This is a genomic window from Aurantibacter sp. UH7 (assembly GCF_056839165.1).
This window is the reverse complement of the sequence record NZ_CM166388.1, coordinates 4,360,658-4,382,571: the sequence shown is the minus strand read 5'-3', so window position 1 is coordinate 4,382,571 and position 21,914 is coordinate 4,360,658. Positions and strand designations below refer to the sequence as shown.

17 protein-coding genes are annotated in these 21,914 nt (G+C 34.3%); 8 read left to right on the top strand and 9 right to left on the bottom strand.

Annotation, left to right across the window (positions count from 1 at the left end; all coding sequences use genetic code 11):
- Window positions 1-22: 22 nt before the first annotated feature.
- The 3 genes from ilvA to UH7x_RS18580 all read left to right on the top strand — a co-directional run bounded on the left by ilvA (window position 23) and on the right by UH7x_RS18580 (window position 4,475).
- Window positions 23-1,273 carry a threonine ammonia-lyase IlvA gene (gene ilvA / locus UH7x_RS18590; protein WP_482361428.1) on the top strand — a complete coding sequence of 417 codons (1,251 nt, stop codon included), beginning with the start codon at window positions 23-25 and terminating at the stop codon, window positions 1,271-1,273.
- A 54-nt stretch (window positions 1,274-1,327) separates the two neighbouring features.
- On the top strand, window positions 1,328-2,911 hold the full coding sequence (locus UH7x_RS18585) for an NADP-dependent glyceraldehyde-3-phosphate dehydrogenase (RefSeq protein ID WP_482361427.1): 1,584 nt from the start codon (window positions 1,328-1,330) through the stop codon (window positions 2,909-2,911).
- A 361-nt stretch (window positions 2,912-3,272) separates the two neighbouring features.
- Complete coding sequence (locus UH7x_RS18580) at window positions 3,273-4,475, top strand: MFS transporter (RefSeq protein WP_482361426.1); 1,203 nt, start codon at window positions 3,273-3,275, stop codon at window positions 4,473-4,475.
- Between the two features lie 84 nt (window positions 4,476-4,559).
- Here the strand turns inward: UH7x_RS18580 and leuB are convergent, their stop codons facing one another.
- From leuB to leuC, 4 genes are all read right to left on the bottom strand, one after another.
- A complete protein-coding gene (gene leuB, locus UH7x_RS18575; RefSeq protein WP_482361425.1) occupies window positions 4,560-5,615 on the bottom strand; it encodes a 3-isopropylmalate dehydrogenase in 1,056 nt (351 codons plus the stop codon).
- Between the two features lie 149 nt (window positions 5,616-5,764).
- On the bottom strand, window positions 5,765-7,279 hold the full coding sequence (locus UH7x_RS18570) for an alpha-isopropylmalate synthase regulatory domain-containing protein (RefSeq protein WP_482361424.1): 1,515 nt from the start codon (window positions 7,277-7,279) through the stop codon (window positions 5,765-5,767).
- A gap of 53 nt (window positions 7,280-7,332) precedes the next feature.
- On the bottom strand, window positions 7,333-7,929 hold the full coding sequence (gene leuD, locus UH7x_RS18565; protein WP_482361423.1) for a 3-isopropylmalate dehydratase small subunit: 597 nt from the start codon (window positions 7,927-7,929) through the stop codon (window positions 7,333-7,335).
- 81 nt (window positions 7,930-8,010) lie between these two features.
- Window positions 8,011-9,429 (bottom strand): 3-isopropylmalate dehydratase large subunit, encoded by a 1,419-nt coding sequence (gene leuC / locus UH7x_RS18560; protein WP_482361422.1) that lies wholly within the window; start codon window positions 9,427-9,429, stop codon window positions 8,011-8,013.
- Between the two features lie 244 nt (window positions 9,430-9,673).
- On the opposite strand from leuC, the gene ppk2 (UH7x_RS18555) reads away from it, so the two are divergent.
- Both ppk2 (UH7x_RS18555) and ppk2 (UH7x_RS18550) read left to right on the top strand, forming a co-directional pair.
- Entirely contained in the window at window positions 9,674-10,522 is an 849-nt protein-coding gene (gene ppk2, locus UH7x_RS18555) for a polyphosphate kinase 2 (protein WP_482361421.1), read from the top strand.
- A gap of 8 nt (window positions 10,523-10,530) precedes the next feature.
- On the top strand, window positions 10,531-11,313 hold the full coding sequence (gene ppk2 / locus UH7x_RS18550) for a polyphosphate kinase 2 (protein ID WP_482361420.1): 783 nt from the start codon (window positions 10,531-10,533) through the stop codon (window positions 11,311-11,313).
- A gap of 39 nt (window positions 11,314-11,352) precedes the next feature.
- Here ppk2 (UH7x_RS18550) and recG read toward each other — a convergent pair whose 3' ends face one another.
- Window positions 11,353-13,455 (bottom strand): ATP-dependent DNA helicase RecG, encoded by a 2,103-nt coding sequence (gene recG, locus UH7x_RS18545; RefSeq protein WP_482361419.1) that lies wholly within the window; start codon window positions 13,453-13,455, stop codon window positions 11,353-11,355.
- A gap of 79 nt (window positions 13,456-13,534) precedes the next feature.
- Between recG and UH7x_RS18540 the strand changes: the two genes are divergently transcribed.
- The gene (locus tag UH7x_RS18540; RefSeq protein WP_482361418.1) at window positions 13,535-15,604 is read left to right on the top strand and encodes a M1 family metallopeptidase; all 2,070 of its coding nucleotides are present in this window, start codon (window positions 13,535-13,537) and stop codon (window positions 15,602-15,604) included.
- Window positions 15,604-16,518 (top strand): patatin-like phospholipase family protein, encoded by a 915-nt coding sequence (locus UH7x_RS18535; RefSeq protein WP_482361417.1) that lies wholly within the window; start codon window positions 15,604-15,606, stop codon window positions 16,516-16,518. The genes UH7x_RS18540 and UH7x_RS18535 overlap by 1 nt, the downstream gene beginning before the upstream one ends.
- A gap of 35 nt (window positions 16,519-16,553) precedes the next feature.
- On the opposite strand, the gene UH7x_RS18530 is transcribed toward UH7x_RS18535, so the two are convergent.
- On the bottom strand, window positions 16,554-17,072 hold the full coding sequence (locus UH7x_RS18530) for a DUF7935 family protein (protein WP_482361416.1): 519 nt from the start codon (window positions 17,070-17,072) through the stop codon (window positions 16,554-16,556).
- 192 nt (window positions 17,073-17,264) lie between these two features.
- Here UH7x_RS18530 and UH7x_RS18525 point away from each other — a divergent pair, with 192 nt between their 5' ends.
- Window positions 17,265-18,974 carry a hypothetical protein gene (locus UH7x_RS18525; protein ID WP_482361415.1) on the top strand — a complete coding sequence of 570 codons (1,710 nt, stop codon included), beginning with the start codon at window positions 17,265-17,267 and terminating at the stop codon, window positions 18,972-18,974.
- Between the two features lie 77 nt (window positions 18,975-19,051).
- On the opposite strand, the gene UH7x_RS18520 is transcribed toward UH7x_RS18525, so the two are convergent.
- From UH7x_RS18520 to UH7x_RS18510, 3 genes are all read right to left on the bottom strand, one after another.
- Complete coding sequence (locus UH7x_RS18520) at window positions 19,052-19,822, bottom strand: OmpA family protein (RefSeq protein WP_482361414.1); 771 nt, start codon at window positions 19,820-19,822, stop codon at window positions 19,052-19,054.
- A gap of 165 nt (window positions 19,823-19,987) precedes the next feature.
- A complete protein-coding gene (locus UH7x_RS18515) occupies window positions 19,988-21,259 on the bottom strand; it encodes an amidohydrolase (protein WP_482361413.1) in 1,272 nt (423 codons plus the stop codon).
- Between the two features lie 74 nt (window positions 21,260-21,333).
- Window positions 21,334-21,876, bottom strand: a complete 543-nt coding sequence (locus tag UH7x_RS18510) for a DsrE family protein (protein WP_482361412.1) — start codon at window positions 21,874-21,876, stop codon at window positions 21,334-21,336.
- Between the last annotated feature and the right edge of the window lie 38 nt (window positions 21,877-21,914).

Below are 21,914 nucleotides of genomic sequence, written 5' to 3'. Positions count from 1 at the left end.
TAACTTTTGAGGCATTGTTTCTATGAGCTATTTTCCCAAAATAGAAGATATACAAAAAGCGGCGTTGAATATTCGGCAAATTGCTGAACCGACGCCGCTTATGCATTCTATTCGATTATCGAATAAGTATGAAGCGAATATTCTCTTAAAAAGAGAAGATTTACATCGAGTTCGATCGTATAAAATTAGAGGAGCATACAATAAGATTAGTTCGCTTACACCTGAAGAATGCAAAAACGGAATTGTCTGTGCTAGTGCTGGTAATCACGCACAAGGAGTAGCCTTTGCCTGTAAGTATTTAGGTATAGAAGCAACTATTTATATGCCCTCAGTTACTCCTAAACAAAAGGTTGAGCAAACTAAAATGTTTGGTGAGACATGGGTGACTATCGTTTTAGAGGGTGATACTTTTGATGATTCTTTTAAGGCTGCTAAAGCCTATTGTGAAGCAAATAATAAAGTGTTTATCCATCCTTTTGATGACCCCAAGATTATTGAAGGTCAAGGTACTGTTGGAGTTGAGATTATTGAAAGTTCAAAAACACCAATAGATTATGTTTTTGTGGCCGTTGGTGGAGGTGGATTAGCATCTGGACTTATTGGTACATTTAAAGCATTATCACCAGATACAAAAATCATTGGTGTAGAACCAGAAGGAGCGCCTTCTATGAAAACATCAATTGCCAACAATGAAAATACAGAACTTTCGAGCATTGATAAATTTGTTGATGGCGCAGCCGTAAAACGTGTGGGTGATTTAACTTTTAATATCTGTAAAGATAATTTGAGTGAAATGGTTACCGTGCCAGAAGGAAAAGTATGTGAGTCTATTTTAGAATTATACAATAGAGACGCTATTGTTGTAGAACCTGCTGGAGCTTTAACTATTGCTATTTTAGATAAATATTCAGAAGTAATAAAAGGTAAAAATGTTGTTTGTATTATTAGTGGAAGCAATAATGATATTACCAGAACGCCTGAAATTAAAGAACGTGCATTATTATATGCTAAACTAAAACATTACTTTATTATTAGGTTTCCACAACGCCCCGGTGCTTTAAAAGAATTCGTTGCAGAAATATTAGGCGAAAATGATGATATTACTCATTTTGAGTATTCAAAAAAATCGAGTAAAGAGACAGCTCCTGCTATTGTTGGGATAGAATTGAAGAGTCCAGATGATTTGGCACCTTTAATACAAAGAATGAAAGAAAATAACTTTTATGGCGACTACTTAAATGACAAACCAGATTTGTTTCAATATTTAGTTTAAGGTGTTCATTTTTATAATAGAAATAAGATTAATTTTAATTAGAAATTAAACCAAATGAGTAATAAGATACCCGCAGAATTTGAAATTAATGAGCAAATACATCAACAACGCTACCTGTTAAATGGAGAGTTGAGAGCTTGGGCAGGTGATTCGACAACGGTTTACTCAACAATATCTTCTACAGAAGAATATGCACCCACCGCTTTAGGGAGTATTCCTGATATGGGAGAAAAAGAAGCCTTAGAAGCACTTGAAGCAGCGCAAAAGGCATATAATAAAGGACAGGGTGTTTGGCCAACTATGGGGGTTAAAGACCGAATTGAGTGTATGGAGAAGTTTGTGAAGCAAATGGAAACCAAACGGGAGGAAATCGTAAAACTTTTAATGTGGGAAATTGGTAAGTCCTTGCCAGATTCACAGAAAGAATTTGACCGTACAGTTGAATATGTTTATGATACTATTGAAGATTACAAGCAGTTAGATCGCGATGCAGCAAAGTTTCATAAACACGATGGTGTTTACGCACATATAAAACGTGGTCCGTTAGGAGTGGTTTTATGTTTAGGGCCTTATAACTATCCATTAAATGAGACTTTTGCTTTATTGATTCCTGCTATTATTATGGGGAATACAGCAATTTTTAAGCCTGCTAAACATGGTGTTCTATTAATTACGCCATTGTTAGAGGCTTTTCAAAATAGTTTTCCAAAAGGTGTTATCAATATTTTATTCGGTAGAGGTAGAGCAGTAGCAGCTCCAATAATGAAAACTGGAAAGGTTGATATTTTGGCACTTATCGGAAATAGTAAATCTGCAAATGCTTTACAAAATCAACACCCAAAAAGTAATAGATTACGACTAGTATTAGGATTAGAAGCGAAAAATCCAGCAATTATTTTACCGGATGCAGATATGAAACTTACGATTAATGAAGTTGTAGCTGGTACTACTTCTTTTAATGGTCAACGTTGTACAGCATTAAAAATAGTTTATGTTCATAATGATGTTAGGGAAACCTTTTTAAAACAATTAGCAAGTTCTGTTGATAGTTTAAAATTTGGAAACCCTTGGGAAGATGGTGTTAAATTAACACCATTGCCAGAACCTCAAAAACCTGAATATATTCAGGAACTTATTGATGATGCCCTTGCTAAAGGTGCTAAAATCATGAATAAAAAAGGAGGTCAGCGTTTTGATAATTATATTTGGCCGGCAGTACTATACCCAGTTACTAAAGATATGCGAGTGTATCAAGAGGAGCAATTTGGACCAGTAATACCCGTAGTTTCATTTAATGATATTGAAGAACCTTTAGATGATATGGCAGATAGTAATTATGGGCAACAAGTGAGTTTGTTTGGTAAAGATGTCTATGCACTTTCTCCATTAATTGATGCTTTGGTCAACTTGGTGTGCCGTGTGAATTTAAATAGTTCATGTCAACGTGGACCTGATGTTTATCCATTTACAGGAAGAAAAGATTCAGCCCAGGCAACCTTAAGTGTTCATGATGCATTACGTTCATTCTCAATTCGAACTTTTGTAGCTTTTAAAGATAATGACCTAAACAATGAAACTATAGAACACTTGTTAGGAGCAAAGCTTTCTAACTTTGTTAGCACAGATTATATTTTATAGTTTTTAGAATTTAAACTTAATACTGGCCTGTTCATTTTAAAAATGTTCAGGCTTTTTTGCGGATATAAATATTGTGACTCACATACTTCCTTTTATCATTTTATGACTTTTACTCCTAAAAACTTTTGGGATTCTCTACTTTCTGATTTAAAAGCTACTTAAAATCAACAATATATGCTCAATTACCTCAAAAATGTTCATCCCTTAATTAGCGTGTTAAAATAGCATATACATTGGATAATTGCACATATTATAAAAATAAAAGTCCATCCTAACTTTGTACCGACAATTATAATTGTTTTACAGACTTTAAAAAGAACACTGCTTTTTTGAAAATGTACAACCATTAATAATGTTAGCTATGAAATTAAAAACATCAAACAAAAAAGCCTTAATCGCCTTAGCGTTGGGAGGTTTCGGAATCGGATTAACAGAATTTGTTATTATGGGTATTTTGCCCGATGTAGCAGCTGGATTAAATATTACAATACCTCAGGCAGGGCATTTTATTGCCGCGTATGCATTAGGGGTTGTAGTAGGAGCTCCATTATTTACCAAGTTCGCCTCAAAAATGAATGCTGAAAAAGTATTATTGTATTTAATGCTGTGGTTTACTGTATTTAATACGATATCGGCATTTGCAGATAATTATGGAACCTTGCTTTTCTATCGATTTTTATCAGGTTTACCGCATGGTGCCTTTTTTGGAATTGGAGCTGTAGTTGCTGGTAAACTTGCTAAACCAGGAAAAGCAGCACAAGCCATTGCTACTATGTTCGCAGGGTTAACTATCGCAAATGTAATTGGTGTACCTCTTGGAACATACTTGGGACATGAATTTGGATGGAGTGTTTCTTTTCTGATGGTAGGTATTGTGGGTATAATAACCATGGCAAGTATCTATTTTTGGATGCCTCATTTTGAGCCAGAACCAGCAAAATCTAAAGAAGAAGGAAATCAAGGGCTTAAGAATACTGAGCTTTGGATACTTATTTTACTAACAACAATTGGTACTGGAGGCTTCTTTGCTTGGTACAGTTATATTGCTCCGTTAATAACTAAAGTGGCAGGACATCCAGAAAGTGTTGTAGGTTATGCTATGATTATTGCCGGACTAGGAATGGTAGTTGGTAATTTTCTGGGAGCTAAAATGGCTGAAATTTTCTATCCCCTAAAAGCAGTAGCAATAAGTTTATCGATTATGGTCTTGGTATTATTGATTAATGCATTTGTGGCAACAAATCCGTATTTAATATTAGGTTTAACCTTTATTATTGGAGCGGTTTCTTTTAGTGTTTCAACACCAATTCAAATGGCAATAATCAACTCTGCAAAGGGCTCAGAAATGCTTGCATCATCAATGAATCAAAGTGCATTTAATATGGGTAATGCCTCTGGGGCTTATCTTGCTGGACTACCAATAGCTTTAGGATATGGGTATACTTCAGCAGGACTTGTTGGTTCTGTATTAGCAGGAATGGGAGTTGTAATGGCTGTTTCAATAATTATAGTACGAAAGAAGAAAACTGCCAAAAGAAGAAGTATGGCCTATGGAGGGCAATAGTAAAAAGATTAATTGAAAAAGAAATAATAAACCCCAGAAATAGCAAAACTATTTCTGGGGTTTTTATGTTTTAATGAAATGATTTTAGATATTCTTCGCTAACCAATCACCAACTTCACTTGTTTTGTAAGCTTTTCCACCTTCAGCTAAATCTTCAGTCACAATTCCTTCTGCTAATGATTTATTTACAACATCACGTATTGCCTGAGCCTCGGCAGTTAAATCCATATCTTCAAATAACATGGCTGCTGATAATACAGTGGCTAACGGATTTGCAATATCTTTTCCCGCTGCTTGTGGATACGAACCGTGTATAGGCTCATATAATGAAACTTTGCTTCCTACAGATGAAGAAGGCATTAAGCCCATAGAACCCGCTATTACAGAAGCTTCATCAGTTAAGATGTCACCAAATAAGTTGGCAGTTATCATTACATCGTAATCTTTCGGCCATTGTACCAATCGCATAGCAACGGCATCAATAAACTCATAAGAAACTTCAACTTCAGGATAATCTTTTTCCATAGCCTGTACTGTTTCTCTCCATAGTCTTGACGATTCTAATACATTTGCTTTATCAACACAACAAAGTCTTTTAGAACGCTTCATTGCCATTTCGAAACCTTTTGTTGCCAAACGTTCAATCTCAAAACGTTGGTAGGTCATAGTATCAAAAGCAGTATTGCCATCGTCTTTTCTTCCGCGCTCTCCAAAATAAACACCACCTGTTAACTCTCGAAGGATTATTAAGTCAGTTCCTTCTATACGTTCTCTTTTTAAAGGAGATTTATCTATTAATGAAGGGAAAGTAAATGTTGGTCTTACATTAGCAAATAGGCCTAATTTTTGACGCATTTTTAATAAACCTTGCTCCGGACGTACTTTAGCCGTCGGATCATTGTCAAAACGTGGATGACCAATAGCACCAAACAATACAGCGTCTGCATTTGCACAAACCTCATGTGTTGAATCAGGATAAGGTTCTCCAACAGCATCTATTGCTGCAGCACCAGTTAATGCAGGTTTCCATGTTATATCGTGACTGTATTTTGTTGCAATAGCATCACATACTTTTACGGCTTGATCAATTACTTCAGGGCCGATTCCATCTCCGGCTAAAAGGGCAATATTTAGTTTCATTCTTTTTTGCTTTACGCGAAACGCTGTACGCCTTACGCTCTTTTTAATCTATATTTATTCTCTTCAAACTCCTTTGCGTTGTTATATTTGGCTACGCTCAGGACAATATTTTAGTTGTCAATTTAATTCCCTTAAGGGAGTTAGCCCATTTATATAATATTAAGCATCTTCTCAGTTGCTTTAATTGCTGACACCGTTTGATCTGAATCTAATCCTCTAGAAATAAATTCTTTTCCTTCTGATTCCCATGTGATTATAGTTTCACATAAAGCATCTGAATTACTACCAGGTGGAATACGAACCGCATAATCAACCAAAGTTGGTAATGCTACTTTACGTGAATCATAGATTTTACGCAGTGCATTCATAAAAGCATCATATTGCCCATCACCAGACGCATTTTCCTCATAACTCTTTCCGTTTATTTCTAATGAAAGGGTAGTGGAAGGTTGTAAACCCTTGGCGTGCGTTAATACATATGATTTAACAAATACCTTTTGTTGGTAATCTGTATCTAAAACGTCCGATATAATATACGGTAAATCTTCTTTGGTAACACGTTCTTTTTTATCACCTAATTCGATAATTCTGGCAGTAACTTTTTTTAATTCATCATCATTTAAGGTTAATCCAAGTTCTTGTAAATTCTTCTGAATATTAGCTTTTCCAGACATTTTACCCAAGGCATATTTTCGCTTTCGTCCAAAACGCTCTGGCATTAGATCACTGAAATATAAATTGTTTTTATTATCTCCATCTGCATGAATACCAGCTGTTTGTGTAAAAACGCTATCGCCTACAATTGGTTTGTTCGACGGAATTCCAACTCCAGTAAATGCAGATACTAACTTGCTAACTTTAAAAAGAGCCTTTTCGTTAACTTGAATTTTAATTTCAGGTAAAAAGTCATTAATAACAGCAATTGTACTAGCCATTGGCGCATTTCCTGCACGTTCACCCATACCGTTTACAGTAAGGTGTAGACCATGACATCCAGCTTTTAATGCTTCCATCACATTTGCCACACTTAAATCATAATCGTTATGACCGTGAAAATCAAAATGTAAATCTGGATACCGTTCTACAATTTCAGAGATAAATTTAAAAGTTTCGGTATGTGTTAAAACTCCTAATGTATCTGGTAATAATATTCGTTTTACCGGTTGAGTTGCTAAAAAGTCTAGAAACTGAAATACATATTCCGGAGAATTTCGCATTCCATTACTCCAGTCTTCCAGATAGATATTATTGGTAATTCCTTTTTTTTGAGCTTGTGCAAATACTTTTGAAATTTCAGAAAAATGTTGCTCAGGTGTCTTTTTTAGTTGATGCTTTAAATGATTTAAAGATCCTTTGGTTAAAAGGTTTTGCACCTTGGCACCAGCCTTTTCCATCCACTTTAAAGAAACACCACCATCGGTAAAAGTTAATACTTCTACATTCTCTAAATGACCGTTTTCAGATGCCCAACTTGTAATTTGTTGTACGGCCTCTAATTCTCCATCGGATACTCTTGCCGATGCAACTTCTATACGATCAACTTTTAACTCTTCTAAAAGTAATTTAGCTAGGGTTAGCTTTTCTGATGCTGAAAAGGACACTCCAGACGTTTGTTCCCCGTCGCGGAGTGTCGTATCCATTATTTCAATGGTTCTTTTTTTCATTGTATTTCTACTCAAGTATGAATTTGCTACTTGATTTGGGGATTAACTAATGACTATAAAGGCGTACTTTTTGCGAATGTTTGAATATTCTCTTTAATATTCAACAAGTAGTCAATATCGTCAAAACCATTAGTCATGTTCCCTTTTTTATACTCATTGATATCAAAAGGTTCACTTTCTCCTGTCGCTACTATTGTTACTTTTTGATCAACTAAACTCACTTCGAATTCAGCATTGGCATCAGCTTCAATCACGGCAAATATTTTCTGTAAAAAGTCTGCACTAACTTGTATTGGTAAAACTCCAATATTTAAGCAGTTACCTCTAAATATATCTGCGAAGAAACTTGAGATTACACAACGAAATCCATAGTCGTATACTGCCCAAGCTGCATGCTCTCTTGATGAACCTGAACCAAAATTTGCGCCCCCAACAAGTATTTTTCCACTATATTTTGGATTGTTTAATACAAAATCTTCTTTGGGTGAATTATCTTGGTTGTAGCGCCAATCTCTAAAAAGATTATCCCCAAAACCTTTACGCTCTGTTGCTTTTAAGAAACGAGCAGGTATTATTTGATCGGTGTCCACATTCTCTATAGGAAGGGGAACCGCTGTTGATTTTAAGGTTGTGAATTTATCGTATGCCATTTTATTTCATTATTCGTTAATAGTTGTTTGTTGATAGTTTTTGTAATAGTTACTGTAATCACTACAGACAACTGAGAACCATCAACCAGCAACCATTTCTTTCATTAATTCTCTTGGATCTGTAACTTTACCAGTAACCGCTGCTGCAGCTGCAACAAGTGGACTAGCTAAAAGCGTTCTTGAACCGGGACCTTGTCTTCCTTCAAAGTTTCTATTTGAAGTACTAACTGCTAGTTTGCCAGGAGGTACTTTATCATCGTTCATTGCTAAACATGCAGAGCAACCTGGTTCACGTAATTCAAAACCAGCTTCATTTAGAATATCTAAAATGCCTTCATCTTTAATTGCAGCTTCTACTTGATGACTACCAGGAACCAACCATGCTGTTACATTGTCAGCTTTCTTTTTGCCTTTAACGATAGATGCAAAAGCTCTAAAATCTTCAATTCTACCGTTTGTACAACTTCCTAAGAAAACAAAATCAATAGGCTTACCTATCATTGAATCGCCTTCATCAAATTTCATATATTGTAAAGACTTCTTATAAGTAGCAGCTCCACCTTTTACTGCTTCGGCATTAGGAATATCATTAGAAATTCCCATACCCATTCCTGGGTTGGTACCATAAGTAATCATTGGTTCAATTTTCGAACCATCGAAAGTCAATTCCTTATCAAATTCAGCTCCTTCATCAGTATATAAGGTTTGCCAGTAATCCATTGCAGTATTCCAAGCATCTCCTTTCGGCGTAAATTCTCTGTCTTTTACGTAATGGAATGTAGTTTCATCAGGGGCTATCATGCCACCACGAGCACCCATTTCAATACTTAAGTTGCAAACAGTCATACGACCTTCCATGGTCATATTCTTGAAAACATCACCAGCATATTCTACAAAATAACCTGTAGCACCAGAGGTAGTTAATTGCGAAATAATAAATAAGGCAACATCTTTTGGAGTAACACCATATTGCAAATCTCCTGTTATGTTAATTCGCATACTTTTTGGTTTTGGCTGCATAATACATTGTGTTGCCAGTACCATTTCTACTTCTGAAGTACCTATACCGAAGGCAATAGCTCCGAAGGCGCCATGTGTAGATGTATGTGAATCACCACATACAATTGTAGCACCAGGTTGTGTAATTCCGTATTCGGGACCAACAACATGTACAATTCCGTTTTTTTCATGTCCAAGACCCCAATAAGAAATACCATATTCATTGGCGTTTTCTTCTAACATTTTCAACTGATTTGCTGAAAGTGGGTCTTCAACTGGCAAATGTTGATTGATTGTTGGTGTATTATGATCGGCTGTTGCAAATGTTTTTTCAGGATGCATTACGCGAATGCCTCTATTCTTTAATCCTAAAAAAGCAACAGGACTTGTTACTTCGTGAACCATGTGGCGGTCGATGAACAATACATCGGGGCCATTTTCAATCTGATGAACAACGTGTGAATCCCACACTTTGTCAAATAATGTCTTTTTCGTACTCATTGTCTTTGAATTCTAAGCTAACAAATCTAGTGAAAGTGCTTGTTTTAGGAAATTATTGGGATTGAAAATTACGATGTTCAACAACTTAAATACAAATTCATGCCATAACATGACAACTATGATATAATTTGTTATTAAGTTTAAATTATATTTGGGTTAAGAACCCAAGCCAACTGATAGATTGACATAAATGAGTATATCGAGGTTTATTCTTAGTGGTTGGAGTTAAAATTATTGGAGTAGTATGAAATTAGAATATGAAGATTTAAAAAATATTAAAACCAGAAGTGAACTAATAAAGTTAGCTAAAGAAAAAAAAGTTTCTATTTCCAAAGTTTTAAAAAAAATAAAATACGAAACTGAATTAGAACAGTTGCAATCTGAATTTGTGAACTTGCAAAAGTGGATTGCTAAAAATGAAATGCGCGTTGCTATAGTTTTTGAGGGCAGAGATGCTGCAGGTAAAGGAGGTTCAATAAAAAGATTTAAGGAGCATTTAAATCCACGAACGTCAAGAGTAGTTGCGCTTACAAAGCCTACTGAAGAAGAAAAAGGACAATGGTATTTTCGACGTTATATTAAGGTTTTACCTAATCCCAAAGAGATTGTTTTTTTTGATCGTAGTTGGTATAATAGGGCGGTAGTGGAACCAGTAATGGGATTTTGTACACAAAAACAATACAACAAGTTTATGGTTCAGGTGCCTGAATTTGAGCATCTTTTGTATGAAGATGATATGAAAATAATTAAATTTTGGTTTTCGATTTCAAAAGAAGAACAGAAAAAAAGATTTGATGATCGATTAGATAATCCGCTTAAGCGTTGGAAATTTAGTCCTGTTGATATGAAAGGACAAGAACTGTGGGATGACTACACGCATTATAAAGAACAGATGTTTAGTAAAACACATACCAATTTTTGTCCTTGGATAATAGTAAAAACAAATGATAAAAAACAAGCTCGATTAGAGAGTATGCGTTATGTCTTATCGCAATTTGACTACGATCGTAAAGGCGAATCAGGTATTAATTTATTACCAGACCCCGATGTGATTACTAGATACCATCGCAGTGCAGTTCAAATTGATATTTAAAATTTAAGATGATGAAAGAAAATGTTCCTACGACTGAAGATATCAATTTACTAAACAGTAAATTGGGACTTTACGCTTTGTTGAAGAATAAAAAAGTAAATGTAGATAAGGCTATTGAGAGTACTAAGCATGCTGTTGAATTAAAAAAAGCTCAGGAAGAACTTATTAAATTACACAATTGGGTTATTAATACTAATCAGCGGGTAGTAGTTCTTTTTGAAGGTAGAGATGCTGCAGGTAAAGGTGGTGCTATTAGAAGAATTACAGAATATATTAATCCAAGACATATAAAAATAGTAGCACTGAATAAGCCAAATAGTGACGAAAAAGAACAATGGTTCTTTCAGCGCTATATTAATCACCTACCAAAACCTGGTGAAATTGTTTTTTTTGACCGTAGTTGGTACAATAGAGCAGGTGTAGATCCGGTAAATAACTTTTGTACCCAAGAAGAGTATGAAATTTTCATGTCGCAAGTAAACGACTTTGAGAAAATGCTTTTACAATCTGGCACTTATTTAATTAAGTTTTACTTCTCAATATCTAAAGAGGAGCAGAAAAAACGGTTTGATGATATAAAAAAGAGTCCCCTTAAACGTTGGAAAATGACCGATGTAGATCGTAAAGCCCAAGAATTATGGGATGATTATACGCGTTATAAAGAACGAATGTTTAAAGAAACTAATACTGAAATAGCTCCTTGGGTTGTTATTGAAGGAAATAACAAACCTAAAGCAAGAATAAAAGCAATTCAGCATTTATTGGAAATGATACCCTATGAGCATGAATAGGTCGTTGGGATTTTTTTATGCAGTATCAGGCTCTTCAATTTAACTAATATACGTCCAGATGTTTTTATGCTTAACCAATTGTGCGTACGCCTGACGTATTAACGCGTTTTCTGGTTTTTCTAAAGTAGAATCTTCCTTAAGACATTGAATAGCATAATAACGGGCCGTTTTTAGAATATCATTGTCTTTTATAATATCTGCAATTTTTAGATTGAGAATGCCACTTTGTTGTGTGCCCATTAAATCACCTGGCCCACGGAGCTTTAGGTCTACTTCAGCAATTTCAAATCCATCGTTGGTAGCGACCATGGTTTCTAATCTGGTTTTTGCTTCTGCGGATAACTTATGACTGGTCATTAAAATGCAATAACTCTGATCTGCCCCACGCCCTACGCGTCCTCTTAATTGATGTAATTGTGATAAACCGAATCGCTCAGCACTTTCTATAATCATTACGGAGGCATTCGGTACATTAACTCCAACTTCAATTACGGTTGTAGCGACCATTATTTGCGTTTCACCCTTCACAAAACGATTCATCTCAAATTCTTTATCTGCTGGTTTCATTTTGCCATGTACAATAGAAATTTGATAATTGGGTAAGGGGAAATCACGAGCTACACTTTCATAACCATCCATTAAATCTTTATAGTCCAGCGCTTCGGATTCCTGTATAAGTGGGTAAACCATATAAATCTGCCTTCCTTTTTGGATTTCATCGCGAATAAATTGGAAAACTTTCAATCGATTGGAATCAAACCGATGTACCGTTTTTATAGGTTTTCTCCCTGGAGGAAGTTCATCTATAACTGAAATGTCCAAATCACCATATAAACTCATCGCTAAGGTCCTTGGAATGGGGGTTGCTGTCATAACAAGTACATGAGGTGGGAGTTCATTCTTATGCCATAATTTAGACCGTTGTGCGACACCAAAGCGATGTTGTTCATCAACAATGGCGAGACCTAAGTTTTGGAATTGAACTTTTTCCTCTAATAGGGCGTGCGTTCCAATTAAAATCTGTAATTCTCCACTTTCCAATTGTTGATGGATAGGCTTACGTGCAGACTTTTTGACAGAACCAGTGAGTAGCGCACATTTAATATCAATACCTTCTAGTAATTCAACAATACCTGCGTAATGTTGATTTGCAAGAATTTCGGTTGGAGCCATTAAACAAGCCTGAAAGCCATTATCAATAGCTAAAAGCATTGTCATTACAGCTACAATGGTTTTACCCGAACCAACATCTCCTTGTAATAACCGATTCATTTGGGCATTACTACCTAAATCAGCACGAATTTCCTTAATTACTCGTTTTTGCGCATTTGTTAATTCAAATGGTAAATGGTTTTGATAAAAATCATTAAAAATCTCACCAACTTGGTCAAAGTTGAAACCTTTAATTTTTTGTTTTCGCAACATCTTTTTAGAAATCAACTGCAATTGAATATAAAAGAGCTCTTCAAATTTCAATCGAAATTGCGCTTTGGCTAATAGTTCCTGATTTTTTGGAAAATGAATATTAAAAAGTGATTCGTTTTTCGGTAATAATTTTAACTCTGCTAATATTTTTGGAGATAGCGTTTCAGGAAAACGACCTTGCGTTTCTATAAAAAGTTGTTGAACTAGTTTATTGATTACGCGGTTGGTGATACCTTTATTACTCAATTTTTCAGTGGAAGGATAAACAGGCTGCATCGAAATTTTGAGTCCCTTTTCGTGGTCTTTTAATAATTCCATTTCCGGGTGCGGCATTGAAAATTTGCCACCATACCAATTACACTTACCAAAAATGACATAGGGTTCATTGAGTTTTAAGTTTTCACGAATCCATTTTTGACCCCGAAACCAAACGAGTTCCATTTCACCAGTATCGTCTAAAAAGGTTGCAACAAGACGCTTACCTTTCTTTTGTTCTACAGTTTTTATATGAACGATTTTGCCCTTAACCTGCACATCTGCATTACTACGCTGTAATTGCGCAATTTTATAATACTGAGTTTTATCAATATATCGATTCGGAAAAAGATTTAATAAATCTTGAAACGTTTGAATGCCTAATTCTGATTGCAAGGTATCGGCCCTATTCGGGCCAACTCCCTTTAAATAAACAATAGGTGTCTGAAGATTAACATTCATGCGACTAAATTAGTTGTTAGACCTTAACACGACAAACTAAAACCTTAAATTTGATGTGGACTTTGTAGTCTTTATGCTTATGAAACGAATATTCGCACTTTTTTTTCTCTTCCTAACCTCTATTATTCATGCTCAACACCAAGACAAGGTTGACTTTATTGAAGCCACAGTCTCCATTGAGCCTGTTCCCGTAAAAAAACAAATAACAGGGAGTGTTGTTTATGAATTTGATGTTGTAAAAGATGTAGATTCTGTTTTTTTAGATGCAAAGAGAATGACATTTAAAACTGTTCAAATTAATGGAAAAGAGGTTCGCCATGTTTATGATAGCAGTACAATATCGATTTTTAAAAAATTTAAAAAAGGAAAGAAATATAAATTACAGCTGGATTACGCGTGTACTCCGAAACAAACTGTATACTTTTTAGGATGGGACGATATTATAAAAGGCAATGAACAAGTTTGGACCCAAGGTCAAGGTAAATATACGAGCCATTGGTTGCCAAGTTTCGACGATATGGAGGAGAAAGTCGCGTTTGATTTAAATATAAAAACTACAGATAGCTATAAAGTTATTGCAAACGGAAAATTGGTAAAAGCAACTAAAGAAAAAGATAATTTTAAGATATGGCATTTTGATATGCTACACCCCATGAGTAGCTATTTGTTAGCTTTTGCTATTGGTGATTATAATAAGCAAGAAATCATTTCTAATAGCGGAATTACTTTAGAAAACTACTACTATCCAGAGGATAGTTTACGCGTTGAACCAACATATCGGTATACGAAGGAAATTTTTGACTTTCTTGAAAATGAGATAGGAGTAGCTTATCCCTGGCAAAATTATAAGCAGATTCCTGTAAGCGATTTTTTATATTCTGGCATGGAGAATACTAGTGCTACTATTTTCTCGGATCAGTTTATGATTGATTCCACTGCATATGTTGATAAAAACTATTTTAATGTAAACGCACATGAATTAGCCCACCAATGGTTTGGTGATTTGGTGACGGAAAAAAGTGGCGAACATCATTGGTTGCAAGAAGGTTTTGCTACTTATTATGCCTATCTGGCGGCGCAGCATGTATTTGGTGATGATTATTTTTATTGGAAATTATTTAATACTGCAAAAGCGTTGCAAAAAATTTCTGATGATGATGGAGGACAAGCGTTAACAGACCCAAAAGCTAGTAGTGCAACTTTCTACGAAAAAGGAGCTTGGGCATTGGTAGTATTAAAAGAACAAATAGGAGTAGAGGCCTTTAAAAAGGGGATAGGTACATACTTGAACAAGTATAAGTATGATAATGTAGCTATTGCATTTTTTATTAAAGAAATGGAATTGGCATCTGGACAAAATTTAGATGCTTACAAGGCAAAATGGATAGAAGCAACTGAATTTCCAGCCGAAGACGTGAAGACTTATTTAATGACTTATAATTCTTCCATTCATAAGTTTTACGAAACTGAAGAAATGAATAATGAAGCCATAACTTATTTATTGAAAGACATAAATGAGCCTGTAGAATACAAACTGGCTGTTTTAAGTAAATTAGAACAGAAACCTTCACAAATGGTCTTAGCTGAATCGATAAAACATTCAAACCTCGAAATTAGACAAAAGGGAGCTCAATTATTAGATAAAGTTCCTGTTGAATTAAGAAATGATGCAGAAAAACTACTTTTTGATAAAAGTTATGTGACTCAAGAAACTGTTTTGTATAAACTATGGTCTAGTTTTCCAGAAAATCAGAAAGCATATTTAGATCAAACCAAGCATATAGTAGGACTTCCAAATAAAAATGTAAGATTGCTGTGGTTAACTTTAGCTATATTAACAGATGGATACGAATCGTTGAAAACAAAGGAATACTTTCAAGAATTGAGTGGTTATACAAGTTCGGAATATTCTTTTGAAATTCGTCAAAGTGCTTTCTTTTATCTAAGGGAAACATTTGGTTTTAATAGATTAGCTTTGACAAATCTTGTAAAGGCAACGAACCATCATTCGTGGCAATTTAGAAAAGCCACAAGAGCTATTTTAGATGATTTATTAAAAGATAAAGAATACGAACCTCGATTAATAGCGCTTTCAAAAGAACTAAATTTTGAGGAAATTCGTTATTTAAAAAGTAAACTTAAAGAATAATGCGCGCATTAGTAATTTCGGGAGGTGGCAGTAAAGGTGCCTTTGCAGGTGGTGTTGCTCAATTTCTTATTCAAGAGGCCGGAAATGAATATGAGCTCTTTGTTGGCACTTCTACTGGTAGTTTGCTTATTTCCCATTTGGCATTAGGCAAACTTGATAAAATCAAGGAGATTTATTCTAATGTAGACCAGAAAACCATTTTTAGTAATTGTCCGTTTGTAATCACCAAAAAGTACGGTGTTGATGAAATTTCTATAAATCATTGGAATGTTGCTAAGAACTTAATTCGCGGTAAAAAAACATTTGGAGAGAGTGAAAACCTTAGAAAGCTTATTCGCGAAAGCCTTACAATTGAAGAATTTGAAGAGCTGAAAAACGGTCCTAATGATGTTGTTGTAACAGTTTCTAATTTATCGCTAAATCAAGTTGAATATAAATCAATAAATGATTGTACATACGATGAGTATTGTGATTGGATTTGGATTTCATCTAATTACACGCCATTTATGAGCTTGGTTCGTAGAGATGGTTGTGAGTACGCCGATGGTGGTTTGGGCAGCATTGTACCTATAGAAGAAGCTATTAGGCGCGGTGCTACAAATATTGACGTTGTGGTTTTACATACTGAGGTGAATTATATGAATCGTATGCCATCTCGTAACCCATTCGAGCTACTAACAACTATGTTGAGTTTTATTTTGGACCGTATTGAAAATCAGAATATAAGAATTGGTAAATTAGTTGCTAATCAGAAAAATGCGATAATTAACCTGTATTATACGCCTACTATATTAACTACAAATTCTTTGATTTTTAATAAAGAAAAAATGACTCGTTGGTGGAAACGTGGGTATTTGTACGCCAAAAATAAAAACGAAGAAACCAATCCTATTGAACCAAATGAATTGGAATAGTATTGGTTTCGTATTAAATCAATTCGATAATTACCTTACCAAAGTTGACCAATTTCTTTTTTAACAAAAGCTAAAGCCGTACCGGAAGGTGAGCTCTTGTCCATTGTTTCAGTCAAAACATCTTCTCGAAGTTTATCGGCAGATTCGGTTTCACTTAAAGCCGCTTTTCTAATCATTTGAATCGTTGCACTTTTTGCAGCTTTAATAATATTCCAACATTCATCGGATATATATATTTGTTGTGTAAGATTGTGTTCAAATTCGCTTTCAATTGTTTTGATAAGCAAATTTTCATAGTCTGCTTTATCAGCATTTTGTGGTGCAATTCGAACAACTAGGTTTGGTATTGCTATGCGCTCTAAAAATAAAGCCATTCTTTCGTAGGCCTGCAAACGAATAGGTAAGGTACTAGATTGAGTCTCTTTTTGTAACATAAAACGGCGGCGACCTTCCTCGTTTTTAGTGTGCATTTTAAAAAAGTAAAAAGCAACAACACCTGTTACGACTGCAGGTAATAAAAAACCGAACATTTGTAGAATTCCTTCTTCTTGCATTTTGGTTGTGGTTAATTGGTTTCTGAAAATACAACGATGATTTTTTTCAAAAAGTATTTGTGCCAAGTAACTCCATTGTTTTGATGAGCTTAATTTTGCGATTCAACTAAATTATTACCAGTTGTTCGAAAGGATTACACTAAATAATAAGTGTAATGCGTTAGACGTTTATCAAGCCCTAATCCTCTTAGAATGCGACACAAGTTGACTATAATAATTGTTCTTTTAATTTCATTTTATTCTTGCGAACAAACAGAAGACCCAATAACTAACATACCTAATAATGAAGATTCAACAGAAGATATTAAAGAAGACCCAGTTGAAGTTGATGAAACGGCACCGGTTTTGACAATATCAGGATTTACAGATGTTATAGAAACTATTTCTGATGTTTCAATAACAATTGAAGATGATTCTTCGGTAGAAACTAAAGTATTCTATGAAGGAGAAGAAATTGCTGTAAGTTTAGAAAAGCAATTAAGTTTTGCACTAAATCCTTATATTTTACCGGTCGGAGATATAGATATTGAAGTTGTTTCTATTGATGTTTTAGGCAATGAAACAACCGAAATTCTTACAACAGAAATAAAACACCTTTTGATGACCTATAGTCAAAGCCCTAGTGAAAATTATTCCACAAATTGGTTGTTTTTTAATAGTTTAGAGGGAACAGAATTAGCAGTTGTTCAGCCAATTATTGGCGATTTAAAAATATATACCGATGAAATTATTCTTGAGAATAGAGTTTTATATTCATATGCTCGATTAGAAGAATTCAAATACGGTAGCGGTAGTGATAGACAACTACAAATAACAACATTTGCCATTAGTTTGGGTAGTACTAAAATTTCACCCCAACCGTCAACTGTTTATAAAGATCCTGAAAATATTGTAGAGGTTACGGTAAATAATGTGCCATTTCAAAACTATAGCCCAGATTATACTTCTTCCGGCTCAGGTTATTATACAACTGAATTTGGAGGAGATGAAATGCAAACTGTTTTAACTATTAAACATGATGTAGAGAACGCTATATATTTAGTTCCCAATTATTATGGAAACACATATTTTGATGGAAAAAAAGAAAATTATAAATACGCAAAGCTCTTGCCGGAATCTGGGAATACCACTACTGAAGTAGATGTAAATGAATTTTTACAAGCGGAAGATAATTTTAAAATTAATATACCTGAGCACGATGCTGGCACTTTGTTTTTTAATCGTACAGGTATTGATAATTATGATGATTTTAATGAAAAATTTTTCAATATATATTGGATGGATGAAGATGAAGAACAAGGATTAGTTACTTATTTGGATTTACCCAAGTTTTCTACTATGAATGAATATAAAAATGAAATAAGTTATTCTAAGGATGGAGTTTATTATAGTAGTAATGGTACTGATAGTAGTATTGAAGTTGATTTCCCAAACTGGAATTCGGAGATTGAAGTAACTAAAACCGAAATTAAATTAGTAGAAAATAATCCTGATGTGGATTATTATGCTATTTCTTTGGATAAAAGACAGTTCGAAAATGCAGAAGGTAGAGTTTTAAATTGGAATTACAGTGTGTTTGGTAAAGACAATGGTATCCGAAATGTTAAACGTTTGACATTGCCAAATTTAATATCTGAAGAGTTGAATGAAGCATTTTTTGAAACAGCTGATGACTTAGAATTATATAGAGAAGTAAGGTATGACTATAAGGATATTGAATCTTACGATGAAATTTTAAACCTAGATGTTTTTCATCAATTTGTACCTGATGTAACATTGTTTTTAAGAAGTACCAATGAAATGTTTTCTACATCTTTTTCAAATAAAAGTACTCAATTGAATAAAAAAGCATTTATACAAGACGAGAAACAACAAAGGTTTGGAGTAAACCCTGATTTTTAGATTTTCATAAATTAGCTAATTCACTAAATAAAAAAGCCACTATTTATAGTGGCATTTTTATTTAATATATAGAACTTTTAATTCTTCATTTCCTCTTTAACCATAGCGTAGAAATCGTCGTAATTAGGATGTATTTTAAGATTTATTCCCTCTTTCAAATTCCCATCTTTACCTAAAGAAGATAGGCGTTCTGGTGCAATTTCAAATTTGGTTTTGAGCACGTTTTCTATCGCTAATGCTTGTTGTGCAGGTGTATTTAAATCCCCAGTCATACTCAGACCTTCAATAGTCAAGGATGTTTTAGGGTTTGCTACTAATACAGCAGCTATTTTCCCTAACCATTCTTCTGAACTGGCCGTGACACTAGTACCAGTATCGCTTCCGAATAAGGTTGCTAATTTTTCAGATATAATAACTGCACCGTTTGAAACTCCTATTTTGGCATTTTCACCTAAAGTCTGTTTAGCATTAGTTAATACTACTAAGGCTGTAGAATCATGACTTGCAAGTGCTGCTTTGATTTTTTTCAATTGTGCTTCTTTTGCTTCAATTGTTGCCATTGCGGTATTTACAATACTTGTATTTTTGTTTGATACTTCTGCGAAACTATTTAAGTTTTTCATTAAAGTAAGATTGGCATCTTGTAATTCAGTAACCTGTTTTTTATATGTAGCCGCTTCTGTTAAGCCAATTTTTTCATTCTGTTTGGCTAGGGCAACTTCCGAAGAAACTGAATCCAATTGTGTTCTTAAGGTTGCTACCTCAGCAATTAAATCACTTTTTCGTTGTGCGTTCGTAAAAGTGCATAAAAATAGAATTGCACAAAAAGTAAGTAATTGTTTAGTCATTTTTGATACTTGTTTGGTTCTTATTGTTTGTTGTTACAAATATACAATTGTATATTATTTGAACTATTCGTATTTCGTTAATTAAGTCATCGTAAAAAAGCGAATCTTATAATTCTTTATACTTTTAACGAAGAGCAAAGACATTTAATATATTTAACCAATAGCTTATTTATTATTTAGGTAGTCTAGACTCATTTGTGTTAAGGTTTTTACGCCTAAAAGCATTCCTTTATCATCAATCAAAAAATCTGGAGTATGATGCGGAAAAGACTCCGTATTCCCTGGTGTCATTCCTCCTAAAAAAAAGAAAAAACCGGGAACTTCACGTTGAAAATATGAAAAATCTTCAGCTCCGGTAACCGCTTTTTGTAACTGTACATTCTTGTTTCCAGCAACCGACTGTATACTTGGCAGCATTTGTTCTACCAAGTCTGGATCATTATAGGTAATGTCAGTAGCATCCTTAATAACACAAGTTGCTTCACCGCCATAGGCTTTAGCAATATCACGCACCATTTCCACCATTCGCTTGTTTAGCTTTTCTTTCATATAATAATCCAGTGTGCGAATGGTTCCTATCATTTCTGCAGATTCTGGTATAATATTGAAGCGAACTCCACTTTTAATTTTTCCAACCGTAATAACAGCAGCTTCTTCTGTAAGTTTTGTTTCCCTACTGATTATTGTTTGTAAACCATCTATTATTTTGGCGCTTATTAAAATAGGATCAACGCCAGCCCATGGTTGTGATCCATGACTTTGTTTGCCTTTTACATTTATGGTGAAATATTGAGCCGCAGCCATTATTCCACCTGGTTTATAACGAATAACACCAACTGGAGTTTGCGAGTTAATATGTAATCCGAAAATAGCATCAACTCTCGGGTTTTCTAATACGCCTTCTTTCACCATTAGTAACGCGCCCCCTTCTTCGCCTGGTGGTGGGCCTTCTTCAGCTGGTTGAAAAATAAACTTTATTGTGCCCTTAATTTTATCTTTATGTTTCGAAAGTATTTCAGCAACGCCCATTAAAATTGCAGTATGTGTGTCATGTCCGCAAGCATGCATTACCCCAACATTTTCTCCACCAAAATCTGAAGTTACAGTAGATTTATAAGGCAAATCATTTCTTTCGGTTACCGGCAATGCATCTATATCTGCACGTAAGGCAACTACCTTTCCGGGTTTATTTCCTTTAAGTAAACCTACAACACCTGTATGAGCAACACCTGTTTGCACTTCTATTCCTAATGATTTTAGGTGTTTTGCTATTTTTTCTGCTGTTTTAAACTCTCTATTGCTTAATTCAGGATTCTCATGGAACCAATGTCTCCAATCAATAACCTTGCTTTCTATAGCAGTATATTCTTTTTCTAAATTCTGTGCTTGAATTTGAATTGAATACCCTAAAATAATTAGAACTATTATTTTTTTCATACTATTTATTTATAACTAATTATACCTTGCTTAACATCAGTAATATATAAGATATGTTATACTAAACACAAGTCTTAAAATACTTTACGATAATCATCATCTTGTAATTGGATTAAAGCGGTCATTGCAGAAAGTGATACTTGTACACCCGCTATTAAATCAGTCTTTAAATAGCCCAATGATGAAAAGGTTTGACCACAAAAAATAACGTGTACACCCACATTCATTAAATCTTGTAACATCTTTTCGTTCGGATTATCTACACCATATTTAACCTTATAAGCTTCAGAATTTAGTAAATCTTTAGAAGAAGTACCATGTACGACCAAGGCAACCTTTAATTGTTCTAAAGGAACACCTTCTTGAACATGCATATTTAAAAATCGTGCAGCTGTTTCCAAACTTCCATTTAGTTTAGATTTGTCTTCTGGTGAATATGAGACATCAAAAAGTGCTTTAAAAGTATTGGATTTATTTGTTTTAAAATCTAGTTGGTCTATTTTCCATACTTTCCCATAATCTGTTAATACAGGTCCGGTTTTTTGAGCTGTGATACATACCGTAAATCCTAAAAAAGTAAGTATTAATACAGTTGAATTTAATGATTTTCTTCGCATAGATAAATAAGTTTAAAAGCTAAATATATTCAAATTGA